The organism is Kushneria halocnemicola (assembly GCF_965650455.1).
Taxonomy (GTDB): domain Bacteria; phylum Pseudomonadota; class Gammaproteobacteria; order Pseudomonadales; family Halomonadaceae; genus Kushneria.
Genome location: NZ_OZ287968.1, coordinates 543,105 through 561,192, shown reverse-complemented (window position 1 = coordinate 561,192; position 18,088 = coordinate 543,105). Strand labels below are relative to the sequence as shown.

13 protein-coding genes, 2 tRNA genes and 3 rRNA genes are annotated in these 18,088 nt (G+C 57.3%); 6 read left to right on the top strand and 12 right to left on the bottom strand.

Going from position 1 to position 18,088, the window contains the following annotated elements:
- Nucleotides 1-3: 3 nt before the first annotated feature.
- The 6 genes from rrf to ACS92L_RS02380 form a co-directional block, all read right to left on the bottom strand.
- Nucleotides 4-119 (bottom strand): 5S ribosomal RNA (gene rrf / locus ACS92L_RS02405).
- A gap of 102 nt (nucleotides 120-221) precedes the next feature.
- Nucleotides 222-3,113: ribosomal RNA gene (locus ACS92L_RS02400) — 23S ribosomal RNA — on the bottom strand.
- A gap of 281 nt (nucleotides 3,114-3,394) precedes the next feature.
- Nucleotides 3,395-3,470: transfer RNA gene (locus ACS92L_RS02395), tRNA-Ala, on the bottom strand.
- A gap of 7 nt (nucleotides 3,471-3,477) precedes the next feature.
- A tRNA-Ile gene (locus ACS92L_RS02390) sits at nucleotides 3,478-3,554 on the bottom strand.
- Nucleotides 3,555-3,625: 71 nt separating this feature from the next.
- Nucleotides 3,626-5,165: ribosomal RNA gene (locus tag ACS92L_RS02385) — 16S ribosomal RNA — on the bottom strand.
- Together the 16S, 23S and 5S rRNA genes with 2 tRNA genes alongside form the textbook arrangement of a ribosomal RNA operon.
- A 487-nt stretch (nucleotides 5,166-5,652) precedes the next feature.
- Entirely contained in the window at nucleotides 5,653-6,405 is a 753-nt protein-coding gene (locus ACS92L_RS02380) for a GntR family transcriptional regulator (RefSeq protein WP_438766749.1), read from the bottom strand.
- Between the two features lie 161 nt (nucleotides 6,406-6,566).
- On the opposite strand from ACS92L_RS02380, the gene pabB reads away from it, so the two are divergent.
- The 4 genes from pabB (at nucleotide 6,567) to ACS92L_RS02360 (ending at nucleotide 10,634) form a co-directional block, all read left to right on the top strand.
- Nucleotides 6,567-7,934: an aminodeoxychorismate synthase component I gene (pabB, locus tag ACS92L_RS02375; protein ID WP_438766747.1), complete on the top strand. Its 1,368-nt coding sequence runs from the start codon at nucleotides 6,567-6,569 to the stop codon at nucleotides 7,932-7,934.
- Nucleotides 7,935-8,043: 109 nt separating this feature from the next.
- Nucleotides 8,044-9,108 (top strand): FecCD family ABC transporter permease, encoded by a 1,065-nt coding sequence (locus tag ACS92L_RS02370; RefSeq protein WP_438766745.1) that lies wholly within the window; start codon nucleotides 8,044-8,046, stop codon nucleotides 9,106-9,108.
- Nucleotides 9,105-9,911: an ABC transporter ATP-binding protein gene (locus ACS92L_RS02365; protein ID WP_438766743.1), complete on the top strand. Its 807-nt coding sequence runs from the start codon at nucleotides 9,105-9,107 to the stop codon at nucleotides 9,909-9,911. Before ACS92L_RS02370 ends, ACS92L_RS02365 begins: the two co-directional genes overlap by 4 nt.
- A gap of 102 nt (nucleotides 9,912-10,013) precedes the next feature.
- The gene (locus tag ACS92L_RS02360) at nucleotides 10,014-10,634 is read left to right on the top strand and encodes a phosphoadenosine phosphosulfate reductase domain-containing protein (RefSeq protein ID WP_438766741.1); all 621 of its coding nucleotides are present in this window, start codon (nucleotides 10,014-10,016) and stop codon (nucleotides 10,632-10,634) included.
- Between the two features lie 89 nt (nucleotides 10,635-10,723).
- Here the strand turns inward: ACS92L_RS02360 and cysB are convergent, their stop codons facing one another.
- Nucleotides 10,724-11,695 (bottom strand): HTH-type transcriptional regulator CysB, encoded by a 972-nt coding sequence (cysB, locus tag ACS92L_RS02355; protein WP_438766739.1) that lies wholly within the window; start codon nucleotides 11,693-11,695, stop codon nucleotides 10,724-10,726.
- A 168-nt stretch (nucleotides 11,696-11,863) separates the two neighbouring features.
- Here cysB and ACS92L_RS02350 point away from each other — a divergent pair, with 168 nt between their 5' ends.
- Together ACS92L_RS02350 and trxA are read left to right on the top strand one after the other, a co-directional pair.
- Entirely contained in the window at nucleotides 11,864-12,643 is a 780-nt protein-coding gene (locus ACS92L_RS02350; RefSeq protein ID WP_438766738.1) for a sulfite exporter TauE/SafE family protein, read from the top strand.
- Between the two features lie 124 nt (nucleotides 12,644-12,767).
- Nucleotides 12,768-13,091, top strand: coding sequence for a thioredoxin (gene trxA, locus ACS92L_RS02345; protein WP_438766737.1), 324 nt, complete (start codon nucleotides 12,768-12,770; stop codon nucleotides 13,089-13,091).
- A gap of 113 nt (nucleotides 13,092-13,204) precedes the next feature.
- On the opposite strand, the gene ACS92L_RS02340 is transcribed toward trxA, so the two are convergent.
- The 5 genes from ACS92L_RS02340 to ACS92L_RS02320 all read right to left on the bottom strand — a co-directional run bounded on the left by ACS92L_RS02340 (nucleotide 13,205) and on the right by ACS92L_RS02320 (nucleotide 18,019).
- Complete coding sequence (locus tag ACS92L_RS02340; protein ID WP_438766736.1) at nucleotides 13,205-14,290, bottom strand: AI-2E family transporter; 1,086 nt, start codon at nucleotides 14,288-14,290, stop codon at nucleotides 13,205-13,207.
- Between the two features lie 63 nt (nucleotides 14,291-14,353).
- Nucleotides 14,354-15,556 carry a Bcr/CflA family multidrug efflux MFS transporter gene (locus ACS92L_RS02335; protein WP_438766735.1) on the bottom strand — a complete coding sequence of 401 codons (1,203 nt, stop codon included), beginning with the start codon at nucleotides 15,554-15,556 and terminating at the stop codon, nucleotides 14,354-14,356.
- Nucleotides 15,557-15,619: 63 nt separating this feature from the next.
- Nucleotides 15,620-16,111 carry an STAS domain-containing protein gene (locus tag ACS92L_RS02330; RefSeq protein ID WP_438766734.1) on the bottom strand — a complete coding sequence of 164 codons (492 nt, stop codon included), beginning with the start codon at nucleotides 16,109-16,111 and terminating at the stop codon, nucleotides 15,620-15,622.
- Nucleotides 16,104-17,246 (bottom strand): PP2C family protein-serine/threonine phosphatase, encoded by a 1,143-nt coding sequence (locus tag ACS92L_RS02325; RefSeq protein WP_438766732.1) that lies wholly within the window; start codon nucleotides 17,244-17,246, stop codon nucleotides 16,104-16,106. Before ACS92L_RS02325 ends, ACS92L_RS02330 begins: the two co-directional genes overlap by 8 nt.
- A 32-nt stretch (nucleotides 17,247-17,278) precedes the next feature.
- Complete coding sequence (locus tag ACS92L_RS02320) at nucleotides 17,279-18,019, bottom strand: MlaA family lipoprotein (RefSeq protein WP_438766731.1); 741 nt, start codon at nucleotides 18,017-18,019, stop codon at nucleotides 17,279-17,281.
- Between the last annotated feature and the right edge of the window lie 69 nt (nucleotides 18,020-18,088).

Here is an 18,088-nt window from a genome sequence, read left to right as displayed (position 1 = left end):
GGTGCCTGACGATGACCTACTCTCACATGGGGAGACCCCACACTACCATCGGCGCGGAGCCGTTTCACTACCGAGTTCGGGAAGGGATCGGGTGGTGCCGGCACGCTATGGTCGTCAGGCAATTCTGCAGACCGGCTGCCCTTTGGGCAGCGGGTCAAAATCGGGATCATGCTGATCGATACATCAACGCATTCGTGTGATGCGAACCACTTGGGTGTTATATGGTCAAGCCTCACGGGCAATTAGTACGCGTCAGCTCAATGCATTGCTGCACTTACACACCGCGCCTATCGACCTCGTCGTCTTCGAGGGCCCTTCAGGGAGCTCGAGGCTCCAGGGAAGTTTCATCTTGAAGGGGGCTTCCCGCTTAGATGCCTTCAGCGGTTATCCCGTCCGCACATAGCTACCCGGCGGTGCCATTGGCATGACAACCGGTACACCAGCGGTGCGTCCACTCCGGTCCTCTCGTACTAGGAGCAGCACTTCTCAAACTTCCGACGCCCACGGCAGATAGGGACCGAACTGTCTCACGACGTTCTAAACCCAGCTCGCGTACCACTTTAAATGGCGAACAGCCATACCCTTGGGACCGACTTCAGCCCCAGGATGTGATGAGCCGACATCGAGGTGCCAAACACCGCCGTCGATATGAACTCTTGGGCGGTATCAGCCTGTTATCCCCGGAGTACCTTTTATCCGTTGAGCGATGGCCCTTCCATACAGAACCACCGGATCACTAGAACCTGCTTTCGCACCTGCTCGACATGTCCGTCTCGCAGTCAAGCACCCTTATGCTCTTGCACTCATTGCACGATTTCCAACCGTGCTGAGGGTACCTTAGTGCTCCTCCGTTACTCTTTGGGAGGAGACCGCCCCAGTCAAACTACCCACCACACACTGTCCTCACACCGGATCACGGTGCGGAGTTAGAACGCCGATGATACCAGGCTGGTATTTCAAGGTTGGCTCCACCCCGACTGGCGTCGGGGTTTCAAAGCCTCCCAGCTATCCTACACAAGTAACATCAGCGTCCAGTGTGAAGCTATAGTAAAGGTTCACGGGGTCTTTCCGTCTAGCCGCGGGTACACTGCATCTTCACAGCGATTTCAATTTCACTGAGTCTCGGGTGGAGACAGCGTGGCCATCATTACGCCATTCGTGCAGGTCGGAACTTACCCGACAAGGAATTTCGCTACCTTAGGACCGTTATAGTTACGGCCGCCGTTTACCGGGGCTTCGATCAAGAGCTTCGCCTTGCGGCTAACACCATCAATTAACCTTCCGGCACCGGGCAGGCGTCACACCCTATACGTCCGCTTACGCGTTGGCAGAGTGCTGTGTTTTTAATAAACAGTTGCAGCCACCTGGTCTCTTCGGCCGGTCAGAGCTCAAGGAGCAAGTCCCGTCACCCTGGCCGGCGCACCTTCTCCCGAAGTTACGGTGCCATTTTGCCTAGTTCCTTCACCCGAGTTCTCTCATACGCCTTGGTATTCTCTACCTGACCACCTGTGTCGGTTTGGGGTACGATCGCATGTTATCTGAAGCTTAGAGGCTTTTCCCGGAAGCGTGGCATCAGTGACTTCCAGACCGTGGTCTGTTCGTCTCGCGTCTCGGCTTGTAGAGGACCGGATTTGCCTGATCCTCAGGCCTACTCGCTTTCACCGGGGCAACCAGCGCCCGGCTCACCTAGCCTTCTTCGTCCCCCCATCGCAATAACATCCGGTACGGGAATATTGACCCGTTTCCCATCGACTACGCCTTTCGGCCTCGCCTTAGGGGTCGACTCACCCTGCTCCGATTGTCGTCGAACAGGAACCCTTGGTCTTCCGGCGGGGCGGGTTTTCACCGCCCTTGTCGTTACTCATGTCAGCATTCGCACTTGTGATACCTCCAGCAGACCTCACGATCCACCTTCGCAGGCTTACACAACGCTCCTCTACCGCGCATCCATAAGGATGCACCCGCAGCTTCGGTACCCGGTTTGAGCCCCGTTACATCTTCCGCGCAGGCCGACTCGACCAGTGAGCTATTACGCTTTCTTTAAAGGATGGCTGCTTCTAAGCCAACCTCCTGGCTGTCTGTGCCTTCCCACATCGTTTCCCACTTAACCGGGATTTTGGGACCTTGGCTGGCGGTCTGGGTTGTTTCCCTTTTCACAACGGACGTTAGCACCCGCTGTGTGTCTCCCACGCTGTACTCACCGGTATTCGGAGTTTGCCTCGGGTTGGTAAGCCGGGATGGCCCCCTAGCCGAAACAGTGCTCTACCCCCGGTGGTAATACGTGAGGCGCTACCTAAATAGCTTTCGAGGAGAACCAGCTATCTCCGAGCTTGATTAGCCTTTCACTCCGATCCACAGCTCATCTCAGCATTTTTCAACATACTTGAGTTCGGACCTCCAGTCAGTGTTACCTGACCTTCATCCTGGCCATGGATAGATCGCCCGGTTTCGGGTCTATTCCCAGCAACTAATTCGCCCATTTAAGACTCGGTTTCCCTGCGCCTCCCCTATTCGGTTAAGCTCGCTACTGAAAATAAGTCGCTGACCCATTATACAAAAGGTACGCAGTCACAGAACAAGTCTGCTCCCACTGCTTGTACGCACACGGTTTCAGGATCTATTTCACTCCCCTCGCCGGGGTTCTTTTCGCCTTTCCCTCACGGTACTGGTTCACTATCGGTCAGTCAGGAGTATTTAGCCTTGGAGGATGGTCCCCCCATGTTCAGTCAGGGTTTCACGTGCCCCGACCTACTCGATTTCACAATGCTCGGATTTCGGCTACGGGACTATCACCCGCTATGGTCAGACTTCCCAGACTGTTTGCCTATCGGTTGCACTGCTTAAGGGCTGGTCCCCGTTCGCTCGCCGCTACTGGGGGAATCTCAATTGATGTCTTTTCCTCGGGGTACTTAGATGTTTCAGTTCTCCCGGTTCGCCTTCATGAGTTATGTATTGGCTCATGAATACTTACCTGATGGTAAGTGGGTTTCCCCATTCGGAAATCGCCGGGTCGCAGGTCATTTGCCACCTCACCGACGCTTATCGCAGGCTGTCACGTCCTTCATCGCCTCTGACTGCCTAGGCATCCACCGTGTGCGCTTAATCGCTTGACCATATAACCCCAAGGGGTCCGGTTTCACGATCACACGACATTTGCTGGAATACGTACGACATTACGTATCACAGCAAACTTATACGTTGTCTGCCGGCCGGGTCACGACACCCTTCCGAAGAAGGGGTGTTCACCGACCGACAGGTCAGCATGATCCACATTGTTAAAGAGCGTACTGTCAAAAAGACAGTCAGAAATCATGTCGATGATCTGTCATCATCATGACTTTTGACTGTGGTTTCATCAGTATCAGCGAGACTGTTTGTATGCACCGAGCCGGTATGGTGGAGCCTAGCGGGATCGAACCGCTGACCTCCTGCGTGCAAGGCAGGCGCTCTCCCAGCTGAGCTAAGGCCCCGACAGGTTGGTGGGTCTGGGCAGACTTGAACTGCCGACCTCACCCTTATCAGGGGTGCGCTCTAACCAACTGAGCTACAGACCCAAGCAGTCTTCGCTCTATCCGATCAGGCAATTTGTGTGGACGCGCTGGTTCGCGTGAGCACTTTAGTCGTTTAAGGAGGTGATCCAGCCGCAGGTTCCCCTACGGCTACCTTGTTACGACTTCACCCCAGTCATGAACCACACCGTGGTGATCGCTCTCCCGAAGGTTAAGCTAACCACTTCTGGTGCAGTCCACTCCCATGGTGTGACGGGCGGTGTGTACAAGGCCCGGGAACGTATTCACCGTGGCATTCTGATCCACGATTACTAGCGATTCCGACTTCACGGAGTCGAGTTGCAGACTCCGATCCGGACTGAGGCCGGCTTTATGGGATTGGCTTCACGTCGCCGCTTCGCAACCCTTTGTACCGGCCATTGTAGCACGTGTGTAGCCCTGCTCGTAAGGGCCATGATGACTTGACGTCGTCCCCACCTTCCTCCGGTTTGTCACCGGCAGTCTCCCTGAAGTTCCCGGCCGGACCGCTGGCAAAAAGGGATAGGGGTTGCGCTCGTTACGGGACTTAACCCAACATTTCACAACACGAGCTGACGACAGCCATGCAGCACCTGTCTCTGCGTTCCCGAAGGCACTCTCCCATCTCTGGGAGATTCGCAGGATGTCAAGAGCAGGTAAGGTTCTTCGCGTTGCATCGAATTAAACCACATGCTCCACCGCTTGTGCGGGCCCCCGTCAATTCATTTGAGTTTTAGCCTTGCGGCCGTACTCCCCAGGCGGTCGACTTATTGCGTTAACTGCGCCACCAAACCCTCAAGGGGTCCAACGGCTGGTCGACATCGTTTACGGCGTGGACTACCAGGGTATCTAATCCTGTTTGCTACCCACGCTTTCGCGCCTCAGCGTCAGTGTCAGTCCAGAAGGCCGCCTTCGCCACTGGTATTCCTCCCGATCTCTACGCATTTCACCGCTACACCGGGAATTCCACCTTCCTCTCCTGCACTCTAGCCTGCCAGTTCCGAATGCCGTTCCCGGGTTGAGCCCGGGGCTTTCACATCCGGCTTGGCAAGCCGCCTACGCGCCCTTTACGCCCAGTAATTCCGATTAACGCTTGCACCCTCCGTATTACCGCGGCTGCTGGCACGGAGTTAGCCGGTGCTTCTTCTGTGGGTGATGTCCTTCATGGTGGTTATTAACCACCATGCCTTCTTCCCCACTGAAAGTGCTTTACAACCCGAAGGCCTTCTTCACACACGCGGCATGGCTGGATCAGGGTTTCCCCCATTGTCCAATATTCCCCACTGCTGCCTCCCGTAGGAGTCCGGGCCGTGTCTCAGTCCCGGTGTGGCTGATCATCCTCTCAGACCAGCTACGGATCGTTGCCTTGGTGAGCCGTTACCTCACCAACAAGCTAATCCGACATGGGCTCATCCGATAGCGCAAGGTCCGAAGATCCCCTGCTTTCTCCCGTAGGACGTATGCGGTATTAGCTCGGGTTTCCCCGAGTTATCCCCCACTACCGGGCAGATACCCATGCATTACTCACCCGTCCGCCGCTCGTCAGCGGGTAGCAAGCTACCCCTGTTACCGCTCGACTTGCATGTGTTAGGCCTGCCGCCAGCGTTCAATCTGAGCCATGATCAAACTCTTCAGTTTATTTTGAAGCTTTGAGATTCGTTTCGAAGCCTGCCGAAGCAGTCATCGAGGTGAATCAATCCGGGCTCGAGGTCAAACTAGTACTCTTGACGAGTGTTCGTCTGCTCGATTATCTATGTGACTGGTGTCACACGAGCCAGACGCCCACACAAATTGCCTGATCGACTTGTTAAAGAGCGTCTCGAAGATGTTGCCTCAGTCGCCGTGGCGGCTGCTTCGAGAGAGTGGGCATTTTACAGCCCTGAATCGAAAAGTCAACCTCTTTTTTTCGATCCGGAAGTCAGCGGCTGGATTTGAAATCCTGATTGAGCGACCAAAACCTTAGTCAAAACAATCACCTGCTTAACTTTTCCGCTGCCTCGTCGCCGTGTGCTCCGTGGCAGCGGATGCGTACTTTATAGATCAGACCGGGACCACGCAACCCCTTTCGCCAAAAAGTTTCATCTTTCTGTCATGACGAGACAGGCATCAATGAGCAAAAGCCAGTTCATGTAGAGGGTGTACGCCGCAACAGCGCCTTTCTACCGCCCCTTGGCAGCTCTCGATCTTCGTCCAGAGACATCGCATAGCGTTCGGCCACCGTCTGCCTTGCCGCAATCACATGTCGGCGCATCAGCTGCTCGGCCAGCTCTTCATCGCCGGAAGCAATGGCATCCACGATTCGGTGATGCTCGATGAAGGCACGCTGCGGGCGCCCTCCCCTCGCACTGTATTGAGTACGATACAGCCGTACCAGATAGTAGAGGTCATCACACAGCGTGGTCATCAACATTCGATTATGGCTGCCTCGTACAATCAGATAATGAAAGTCGAGATCCCCCTCACGCTGATAATAGGCTTCGGCCTGATCGAGATCACCCTGTTCTTCATGGGCGATCAGCACATCACGCAACGCCTGAACTTCCTCGACCGTCATGTGACGCGCCGCAAGCCTGGCCGCCATGCTTTCCAGCGCCTCGCGCATATCGAAAAGCTCAAGCAGCTCACGCATCGAAAGCTTGACGACTCTGGCCCCCACATGAGGCTCTCTTTCGATAAGACGATGCGCCTCCAATCGGCGCATGGCTTCTCGCAGCGGTCCACGTGAAATGCCGTAGGTCTGGGCAAGCCCCGGTTCGGTGATCTTGCTGCCAGCCGGCAGTTCACCACGCACGATGGCATCCTGAAGCTGTTGAAAGACTCGCTCAGCAAGCGTTCGCGCTTCAAGAGGGATCTCGCCGGAAGAAGTCGTTGAAGTCATGGGCATTGTCAACAATCAGGGAAATACCCTCACAGTACGACATCGAGCAGATAAAGACCAAAGTTCCGGCCCTGACCCGTCGCACGACTCAAACAGATAGCGCCTGTTAACGTTCGAGACTGTTAAACTTTCCGACCCGTTAAAGCCTGCGATACGTGATCATGCCCTGCTCTCAATTGCTGATTCATCCTCTCCCCTACCAGGCAGACCCGGCCGCCTGGTTTGAAGGACTGCGTCATCGCCCCGAGGCGATACTGCTGGATAGTGGTCGTCCTTATACACAGACCGGGCGCTTTGACATCATCAGCAGCGATCCGACTGCCGTACTCGAAGTAGATGCCAAGGGTCAGTGCCACTGTACGAAAGTGCTTTGCGCCACCACGCCGCTGAAAGCTCAGCGCGAACTCCTGCAGCATCTTGAGACGACGCCTCCTGAAGCCGCCGAGGACATTCCCTTTGTCGGTGGGTTGATGGGCTACTGGAGCTACGACTTTGGCCGCCTGCTTGAAAAGCTTGAAAGCCTTGCTTCTGCCGATATCAATCTGCCGCTGGCCAGACTGGGCCTTTATGACTGGGCCTTGGTTCAGGACCACCAGCTAAAGCGTAGCTACCTTGTCGCGACTGCCGAGCGCCGCGATCAGGTACTGACATGGATTGAGTCGTCACACGACAGTGAAGGCGCCGCCTTTGAGCTGACCACGTCCTTTGATGCCGACATCGATCGCGCCACCTATGGCGCGCGCTTTCAACGCGTCAGTGACTATCTACATGCCGGCGACTGCTATCAGGTCAATCTGGCGCAGCGCTTTCAGGCGCGCTGCAAAGGGGACAGCTGGCCAGCCTATTGCAGGCTGCGCCACGCGACCCCGGCCCCCTTTGGCGCCTGGCTTTCCTGGCAGGACAGGGACGGTCACGAGCGCACCATTTTGTCACTCTCTCCGGAGCGCTTTCTGCATCTGCAGAACCGGCAGCTGATTACCAGCCCCATCAAGGGGACACGCCCACGCGGGGAGACACCACAGAAGGATCGACAGCTGGCCGACGAACTGGTGGGTAGTCTCAAGGATCGCACCGAGAACGTCATGATCGTGGATCTGCTGCGCAACGACCTGGGCCGGGTCTGCCGCGCCGGTACGGTACGCGTGCCGGCACTGGCCGCGCTTGAGAGCTATCGCAACGTGCATCATCTGGTCAGTACCATTACGGGCGAGCTTTCTCCGGGCCTTGATGCCATCGACGCGCTGGCCGCCGCCTTCCCGGGGGGCTCCATCACCGGTGCACCACGCATTCGCGCCATGGACATCATCGACGAGCTTGAAGGCACTCGCCGTGGCCCCTACTGCGGCAGCATCGGCTATATCGATCAGCGTGGCGACATGCACACCTCGATTGCCATTCGCACGCTCTACCGGGAAGACGACACGCTTTACGTCTGGGGCGGCGGCGGCCTGGTCGCCGATTCCGATGAAGAAAGCGAATTCATCGAGACACTCGACAAGATTCGTCACCTGATGCAGGCACTGGCATAAACACGCCTGTACGCTCAGGCGGGCGATGTTTATGATTGATAACCATTCCAATCACCACGGGCACTGCTGCCCGCCGCAAGAGAATGCCGATGAGCGCTGGTAGCCCTACATGACAGTCACCGCCCCTACTACAGACACCAGTATCGATAAATATCTTCAGCGGCGGCGGCGACACTACTGGCTACTGGCCATTACAGCGGTGCTGACGCTTTGCTCACTGGTTGTTGACGTAGCGACCGGCCCGGGTCAATACGGACTCGGTGACATCCTCCGTGCCATCGTGTCACCGGACGACGCCCCTCGCGCCATTGCAGTCATTGTCTGGGAGATACGCCTGCCGGTGGCGCTGATGGCCATCATGGTCGGCATGTCGCTGGCCTGTGCCGGCGCCGAGATGCAGACCATTCTCAACAACCCACTGGCCGACCCCTTCACGCTGGGCATTTCGGCGGCAGCGAGCTTCGGGGCGGCGCTTGCCATCGTGCTGGGGGTATCGCTTTTCCCGGCCGCCAGCGAACTGCTGACCACACTCAACGCCTTTATCATGGCCATGATTGCCTCGCTTTTGATCTGGCTGGTCAGTCGCCTGCGCGGCGTCAGCGTGCAGACCATGGTGCTGATGGGCATCGCCCTGATGTTCTTTTTCAACGCCACTCTGGGCATTTTGCAGTATGTGGCCTCGGCAGAATCCCTGCAGCAGCTGGTGTTCTGGTCGCTGGGGTCACTGTCGCGTGCCAGCTGGTCGAAGATCGGTATCGTGACCGCCGCCCTTTTGATCACGCTACCCATCTTCTTTGTTGCCGGCTGGCGCCTGACAGCGCTTCGCATGGGCGATCTACAGGCACGGGCGCTGGGCGTCAACGTCGGCCGTCTGCGCCTGACCGTTTTGCTTTGCAGTTCGCTGCTGGCTGCCACAGCCGTGGCCTTTGTCGGCATCATCGGCTTTATCGGCCTGGTGGGGCCGCATATCGCCCGTATGCTGGTCGGAGAAGATCAGCGCGTCTTTCTACCCATGTCAGCGCTCACCGGCGCCCTTTTAATGTCGCTGACCTCCATTGTGTCCAAGACACTGATTCCTGGTGTGCTGTTGCCCGTAGGCATCATTACGGCACTGATCGGTCTGCCGTTTTTTGTTTCCCTGATTCTTAAAAGCCGTCGCGAGGTATGGGGATGAGCCTCAGGGTTGACTCACTGTCGGTACGTTTCGGACGTACGCAGATTCTAAATGATGTCAGCGGTCTGGAAGCGCAGCCGGGCGAGCTGACCGCCCTGATCGGCCCCAACGGGGCCGGCAAGTCCACACTTTTGAAATCCATCGCCGGCATCGAAAAATCGACCGGGCATATCAGCCTTGATGATACGGCGCTGAACACGCTCGATATCGCCCAGCGGGCCGGGCGGATCTATTACCTGCCTCAGGACATTACCTCTCGGGCTGCGCTCAGCGTGTTCGAAGCCGTGTTGCTGGCTCGACGCACGACCCATCAGTCCGACCGGCAACAGGATCTGAAACGCGTCCAGCACACCCTGCAGACCCTGGAGCTCGAGCAGTATGCCGAGCGCGACCTTGGCCAGCTCTCCGGTGGCCAGCGCCAGCGTGTCGCCATCGCCCAGGCCGTGGTCAGAGAACCCAGAGTGCTCATGCTTGATGAGCCGACCAGCGCGCTCGATCTGCACCATCAGCTACAGGTGCTCGAATGGCTGGTTGCTCTGGCGCGTGAGCAACAGATGATCATCATCATTGCCATTCATGATCTGAGCCTGGCAGCGCGTTTTTCGCGGCACATGTGGCTGATGGGAGCAGGCGGTGTCGTGCGTGCCGTTGGCGCGCCCGAGACGGTACTTACCGAGGAGCGCCTCAAGGAGGTATATGCCATCAAAGCGCACGTTGAATGGCCTGAAGGTGAACCACCTCGTGTCACGCCCCTGGCAGCCACTCGTCAGCTTGGCGTACAGGGCACGGGGCAGGACTTCTAAACTTCAAACCAAACGGTATTGGGGATGAGTCTGGCGGATTTGCTATCGTGCCTGCCAAACGGCCCTTGAAGGGCCATCTACTGTTGATAACGGAGATGCCGAATGTCGCTGGATATCGATGAGATCAATGCAAGGCTGGGCAACGATCCTCAAGCGCTGGTGGAATGGGCCCTGTCGCTCGACAAGCGCCCCATCTGCACCACGAATTTTCGTCCTTTCGAAGCCGTCATTTTGCATATGGTGTCGCAGGTTCGTCCCGACATCCCCATCGTCTGGATGGACTCCGGTTATAACACTCCCGCGACCTATCAGTTTGCCGATGAGGTGAGCCAAAAGCTCGGTCTCAATCGCATCATCTACGTCCCGCTGCGCTCACGCGCGCATCGTGAAGCCGTCGACGGGCCGACACCCGCCCTGGATGATCCTCGCCACGAAGCGTTTACAAAAGAGGTCAAGCTCGAGCCCTTTGAGCGCGCCCTGCGCGAGACCAGCCCGGGCGTCTGGTTTACGGCACTACGCGCCTCCGACACCGCTACCCGCGCGCAGATGCAGCCGGTCAGTATCAATCAGGACGGTTTGATCAAGGTCGCTCCCGTACTGCACTGGAGCAGCAAGGACATGCACGACTATCTGGTCAGGCATGACCTGCCCAACAACTTTGATTACTTTGATCCGACCAAGGGTGAAGAAACCCGCGAATGCGGGCTCCATCTGCAACACTGAGCAGTTGGCACTCGAACACGGCATATGGCCATAAAAAAGGCTCGCCAATGACCATGGCGAGCCTTTTTTATATTCATGAACCCGTTTGGCTACCTGACGGGCAGCTCGGTATTCTCAAACAGCGCGTTTTCAGCGTGCGGGCTTGATTCCAGCGCCGCCTCGACCGTGTCGCGATCAAGGTGGGCGGCAAACTCATGGATAAAATCGAACATGTAGTTGCGCATGAACGTCCCGCGGCGGATGCCGATTCGTGTCACCGAACTTTCAAACAGATGGCTGGCATCGATCGCCACAAGGTCGTGATCCGCCACCGGGTCGACGGCCATGTGAGCGACAATGCCCACGCCCAGCCCCAGTCGAACATAGGTCTTGATGACATCGGAATCAGCCGCTGTCAGTACCACGTTGGGCGTGATTCCGTGGGATTTGAAGGCATCGTCAAGCTGGGAACGGCCCGTAAAGCCAAAGGTGTAGGTCACCAGCGGATGCTCGCCGAGCGACTCAAGCGTCAGGTTGCGCGTGCCCTCGAGCGGATGCCCCTTCGGTACCAGCACACACCGGTTCCAGCGATAGCAGGGCAGCAGGACCAGATCATTGAAAAGATCCAGCGATTCCGTACAGATGGCAAAATCCGCCATGCCTTCACAGACCATTTGAGCGATCTGACGCGGCGTCCCCTGCTGCATGTGCAGTGCCACATCCGGATAGCGCCGGGTAAACCCGCTGATGACGGCAGGCAACGCATAACGCGCCTGGGTATGAGTAGTGGCAATCGATAGGCTGCCACGACGATCATCACTGAACTCCTGCGCCACATGGCGGATATCATCCACCTTGCGAAGCACCTCACCGGCAAGCTCCACGATGGGTTTTCCGGCCGGTGTAATTCGGGTCAGGTGTTTGCCGCTTCGTGCAAATATCTCGACGCCCAGCTCGTCTTCCAGCAGGCGTATCTGTTTGGAAATTCCGGGCTGCGACGTAAAAAGGCTCTGTGCCGTGGCAGAGACGTTCAGATTATGCCGGGAAACTTCCCAGATATAACGAAGCTGCTGAAGTTTCAAGGCATTAACCTCCTGCAAAGCGAGCCCGAAACCGGGTAAAAAGGGACGCGAAATCGCCTGCTAATGCTATCAGGGTCTAAAATAATGAACAATCATTCCTTTTCAGAATAAAAAAATATCCCTAGATTCCTGCAGCGCAAAGCACTTGCCAACGCCACGGGATCCAGCATGTCATTGATCGATTTTCTGCTTTATGTACTGGCCGGCGCAGGTGTCGGCATCGCGGTAGGGCTTTCTGGCATTGGCGGCGGTTCACTGATGACCCCCATTCTCCTGACCTTCGGGTTTCCCCCGCATATCGCTGTGGGTACGGATCTTTTGTATGCCGCTTTTACCAAGATCAGCGGTATCTTCAGTCACCAGAAACAGGGGCATATCGACTGGAAGGTGATGCTGCGCCTGTCTGCCGGCAGTGTGCCCGCAGCGATTTTGACCGTTTTCCTGCTCAACCACTTCTTTACCGGCGCGCACGACTACAGCGGGCTGATCACGACCACACTGGGCATCATGCTGATCCTTACCGCCGTGGTGCTGATCTTCAAGACGCCGCTGCAGCGCTGGACCGGTCAGGGAGATCGCTGGGTCAATCGACATGTGACCCCTCTGACGCTGGTGTCAGGCGTGGTACTGGGTGTGTGCGTAACGCTGTCCTCGGTAGGCGCCGGTGTCTTTGGCACGGCCGTTTTGATGCTGCTCTACCCCTTCTTTACTTCGGGTCGCATCGTGGGCACCGACATCGCCCACGCCGTGCCGCTGACACTTGTGGCCGGCGGCGGGCATCTATTGCTGGGCAATGTCGACTTTGCGCTGCTGCTGGCCCTGCTGGTCGGCTCCGTACCCGCCATCCATCTGGGGGCATGGCTTTCGAAATATCTGCCGGACAATCTACTGCGCGTTATGCTCACGCTGCTGTTGTTGAGCATGGGTATCCGGTATGCGTTTTTCTGAACGAAAGCGCGACCCTGATCGCTTCGTTCAATGGGTACCATCGCAGAGACACATTTGCCTCACCCCCTGGTACCCGCTACCATCCGTTGTATACAGCCTGTACATGCAATCACTGGAGTAAATCATGGCTAATAATGTTGACGTTACCAGCGCCAATTTCGACCAGGAAGTCATGCAGTCTGACAAGCCTGTACTGCTGAAGTTCTGGGCCCCCTGGTGCGGTCCCTGCAAGATGATGGCCCCGGTCGTCGACGAAGTGGCAGAGGAGAAGTCGGGCGAACTCAAGGTCGTCAGCATCAACGTTGACGATGCCCAGGACATTGCTGCCGAGCAGGGCGTGCGTGGTGTACCGACCGTCATGATGTTCAAGGATGGCACCAAGGTTGCTTCACTGGTCGGTGCCCAGTCCAAGACACAGCTGGTTCAGTTCATCGATCAAAACGCCTGATCCTGCCCCACGCTATCTACTAAAACGCTCCCCGATGGGGAGCGTTTTTTTATGCCCGACGTTTCTCTTTTTTCGCCTGCTGCCTGCTGATAATCGCCGTTCTCCGACACCCCCTACTCTTCCGAGGGCATCCCTTCTTTTGCACGCCGACGTCGCTCCCGATTGGGGCCCAGCAATATTGAGAGCCATCGCGTGTCAGGATGGCTATCGAGCAAGATCTTGAGCGACATGGTCAAAGGAACCGACAGGAAAAGCCCCACCGGACCGAAAAGCCAGCCCCAGAACACCAGCGACATAAAAGCCGCCAGCGTCGACATCCCCAGCGTCTGACCCATGATGCGCGGCTCGATAAGATTGCCCAGCACAAAATTGATTGTGACATAGGCACCACTCAGGATGGCCGCCTTGACGGCACCGCCCTCCGGCATGATCAGGGTCAAAAGTACCGCCGGCACTGCGGCTATGATCGAGCCAATGTTGGGAATGAAATTAAGGAAAAAGCCCAGCACCCCCCAGAGCAGCGCGAACTCGACCTGAAGAATCAGACAGCAGGCAGCAATAAGCGCGCCGGTGATGGCACTGATGACCGTTTTGACCAACAGATAGCGCTGTAGCGTTCTGGAAAACTGAGTAAAGCGCGCAAGGCTACCATGGGGCTGCTTGATGGCCTGAGACAGCTTGTAGGGGAAATCCAGCGTTTCATACAGAATAAAGATGATCAAAATGACGATGATGCCAAGCTGGGTAATGAAATTGCCGATACCGCCCAGAAGCGATGGCAGCGAATCCATGAGCATGCCCGGATCAAGCGCCTCCTGCAGCGCCCGGGCGTCAAACGGCAGCCCCAGCGCATCAAACCACTGCAAAAGGCCTGCATAGTGCTCGCTCAGGGACTGCTCCAGCGCCGGGAGCTGATTGACCAGATCTCCCAGACGCGCCGTTACCAGCCAGATCAGAAGAGAACTTGCCAGCGCCACAACCAGCAGCACACAAAGAATCGACAGATTAACGCTGAAACCACGTCCGTGGAGCCACTTGACCGGGCGAGAGCACAAAATCGCAATAAACAGCGACAGCAGCACCGGGATAAACAGACCGGCACCCAGCTTGAGGCCTGTCACGATGATGACCAGTGAGGCAAAGGTCAGTATCAGATGATAGGGAAAGTGATGCTGATCCTGCTCGGGGTCGCTTTTCATGTCAGCCTCTTGAATACCAGTATAAGACACCGCGATGGCCTGCAGACCTTGGGCGGCGCTTGCTTACGGCGTCCTCTGCGCTGTACGCACAGACGGTGTCAGTACGCGCAAGAGCGTATTGGCGCAAAGGCTTGCGCCCACCATGCCCAGTACCATCGGCCAGATGCTCGCCATCTGAAGCCCGCTGACCAACGCACCTGCCAGTCCGCCTGCCGTGAACTGCATGCTGCCCAGCACGGCATTGGCCGTGGCGCTCATGCCGGGAAAATGATCCAGCATGGAAGAGACGGCGTTGGGTGAAATCAGACCGTTCACGCCGACAAAAAACATGATCAGCAGCACCATCCACCATAGTGCATCCAGCCCGGTGAGTACCGACACCACGATCAAAACGCCGGCCCCCAGCTGAATACCCAGTCCCAGCCTGAGCAACTGCTGTGGCGAATAGCATCCCAGAAGCCGAATGTTGAGCCGGTTGGACAGTGCCATGACAATGATATTGGCCCCGAAGACAAACGGATAAAGCTGGCTGGAGACGTCGTAATATTCCATATAGACATATGGAGAACTGGTAATAAAGCAGAACATGCCGGCAAAGGACAGTGATACGGCCGCAATGTAGCCCATCGCCTCGCGATGTTTGAGCACCAGTGCGTAGTTGCGCAGGACCTGCCCTGCCCCGCGAGGCGCCGCGGGGTCCGGCGTGCGGGTTTCAGGCAGATACCTCATGATCAGATACAGCAGTGCCACGGCATAAAGGGCCAGAAACAGAAATATGGCCCACCAGTCGACAAGCGTCAGCAGCACGCTGCCAACGGCGGGTGCCACAAGCGGGGCCAGCATCAAAATCATGACCATGGTTGAAAGGACACGCGCCGCTTCTCGACCCGAAAAGCAGTCACGCACGATGGCTGGTGAATTGACCACACAGGCACCGCCGCCCAGCGCCTGCAAAAACCGCAGTGCCATGAGCGGCCAGAACGCATCGACCTGCGTGAGCAGCAGGCTGGACAGCATGAATATCGTAATTCCGCCCAGCAGCACCGGTTTACGCCCGATTCGATCCGACAGCGGACCAAAAATCAGCTGGCCCAGCGCCATCCCCAGCAAAAAAATGCTGATCGACAGCTCGGTCAGATGAATATTGGCGTCAATGTGCAGGGCAATGGCAGGAATGGCGGGCAGATAGGCATCGATGGCGAAGGGTGCCAGCGCCGTATTGGCCGCCACCAGCAACGCCAGACGTCTGGCCCCGATAATAGGCAAGTCGTTCTCCAGATCAGACCATGGGCATCGTGTTGCTCCCGATCGGGAACACGGCTGCCATGATCAGTGCTCTCGCTGGGACTCCAGCAGATCGATGAGCGGCTGGAACTCGATACGGTTCTGCTCGCTCATGGCCGCCAGCGTACGGTGGGCTTCGATGACACGTGAGCGAAGTTCTTCTTCGCTGGTTTCCATGGCGGGGATATCGCTGAAGCTGACAGGTTCCGACCACGGCATGTCGATGATGGTCACATAGTTTTGAAATCCCATGACATCGAGCATGCGCCGGACGTCGGGGTGATCAACGGCCACCAGCGGCTGGCCGGGAATGCGATGGCGCACGGCCAGCGCAATCTTGGCCAGAAACCCCAGCGCCGTGGAATCCATGTTGACCACCTGACGCAGATCGATGATGACACGCTCAAGCCCGGGCAGCTCTGCCAGCGGCTGTACCTGCTGGTCCAGGGTGGCACAAAGTGTCAGGCGCACATCGCCGGTCAGTCTGAGCACAAAGGTGCCCTTTTCGAAAGCCGCCTGGAGTCGTCCTTCATCCATCGTTGAAACCGCTCAGGGTAAGAAAGGTAATGTCATCCGGCAGTGCATCGGACAGAGCCAGTGATGATTTCAGATCACTGATACTCTCTGCATTGCCGATATGCTCACACAGTGCAGAAAGTCGCTCTTCGAGGTTATTGCCTGCCAGACAGTCAAAGACGCCGTCCGAACAGAGCCAGAGCCGGAAATGATCCGGCAGCTCGCAGTGATAGGTCGGATATTCAACGTCCGGAAACAGCCCGACCGCTGGTCCCTCACCTTCAAGCTGTCGTACGCTGTCCTTTGTGGCCAGAATCGGCATCGGCATCTGAGCGCCCAGAGAATAGTGCAGCGTGCGCGTATGGCAGTCGATCACGCCTACCACGATGGCCGCATGCTTGCCGATACCGGTATCCAGCAACTCCCGATTGAGCCGGGCCAGCCATCTCGCCGGTAGATTTTCCGGCAAACGGGCATTCCAGCGCGACAGCCAGCGCTGAAAGAGCGCCTTGAGCAGCACCGTCACAAAGGCAGACGAGGCGCCATGCCCTGCCACATCGGCAAAACAGAATAGAACGTGGCGCTCGCCATGGGCCTGATAGTCGAGAAAATCCCCCGACAGATAGAGCGACGGCGCCATCCAGTAATCGCCTTCGATACCGTTGAGCCGGGTACAGGGCATGGGCTGCAATCGCCGCTGAATCTGCCCGCCGGCCTGAAGATCGGTACGCAGCGTGCTCAGATGCGTCTGAAGCTGCTCGTTGAGCTGCTCCAGACGGTCCCGATCACGCTGCACCACGATCTGAGTACGCCGGTGCTCCATGGCCCTGAGCATGAGCCGTATCAAGAGCGCCTCATGCCCGACAGGGTCGACCAGATAATCAATAACGCCGGCATCCACCGCCGCCAGCAGCGCTGGACTATCGCGGCGCTGACTGATGACAACGGTCGGCACGCACCCAGCCAGCGAGGCCCAGCAGGACGCCGGTGCGATATCCGCATTCACGATCAGGCCATCAAGGCCCTCGGGGAGCGCTTCGATATCGTCAAGGACCAGCAACGTGAATCGGTCACACGCTGAAAGGGCCTGGTAAAGCGCGTCACGACGCGCCCCCGGCTGGTCGATGAGCGCAATCCTATCTTTACTGACAGGCATGAACGCTTTTCCGCCATGGTCGTTCGAAGGATTTATTCCGCAAAATCACTGTCATCGAATTCGATATCGTCGCTGGCGAAAGGATCTTCACCGGAGCGGCCGTCGTTGATCAGAAACTCCCGGCGCTGCAGGTAGGCGTCACGGATGAACGAGTAGCGATCCCCTCGAATCAGCTGTTCCTGATCCAGCAGCGATGCGCGCGTCTGTACCAGATCGATGAAGCGTATGCTCCAGCGCGTAACGTCATCATCAATATAGGTGGTCGGATGGGTATACCAGTCTACCGGCAGACCGGCCGTGTCACGTACGGTGCTCGGCCCCAGGAAAGGCAGAACCAGGTACGGCCCGGACCCGACGCCCCAGACCGCCAGCGTCTGGCCAAAGTCTTCGTCATGCTGATCGATCCCCATGCGCGACGCCGGATCGAGAAAGCCACCCAGCCCCAGCGTGGTGTTGATCAAAAGCCGGCCCAGCGAGGTGCCCGCGTTGGTCAGCTTCCACTGCAGCAGGCTGTTAAACGAGTTACTGATCTCTCCGAGGTTGGAGAAGAAATTACCCACGCCTTCCTGCACAGGCTCGGGCGTGACGTAGTCATACCCCTGAGCGGCCGGCTTGAGCGCGTAGCGATCCAGCGTGTCGTTAAAGGAGTAGACACCCCGGTTGAACCCCTCCCAGGGGTCCTGGGGGTTGCCGTCCTGTGTCTGCGTGCCGGCACAGCCCGCAAGTGTCACGCAGGTAAAGGTTGCCGCGGCGATACTCGTCCATGCTTTCATCTATTCACCCTGTCCCTTGTCATCTGCAGCGCCCCGGGCGACTGCATTGTATTCTACTGCGGCAACCGC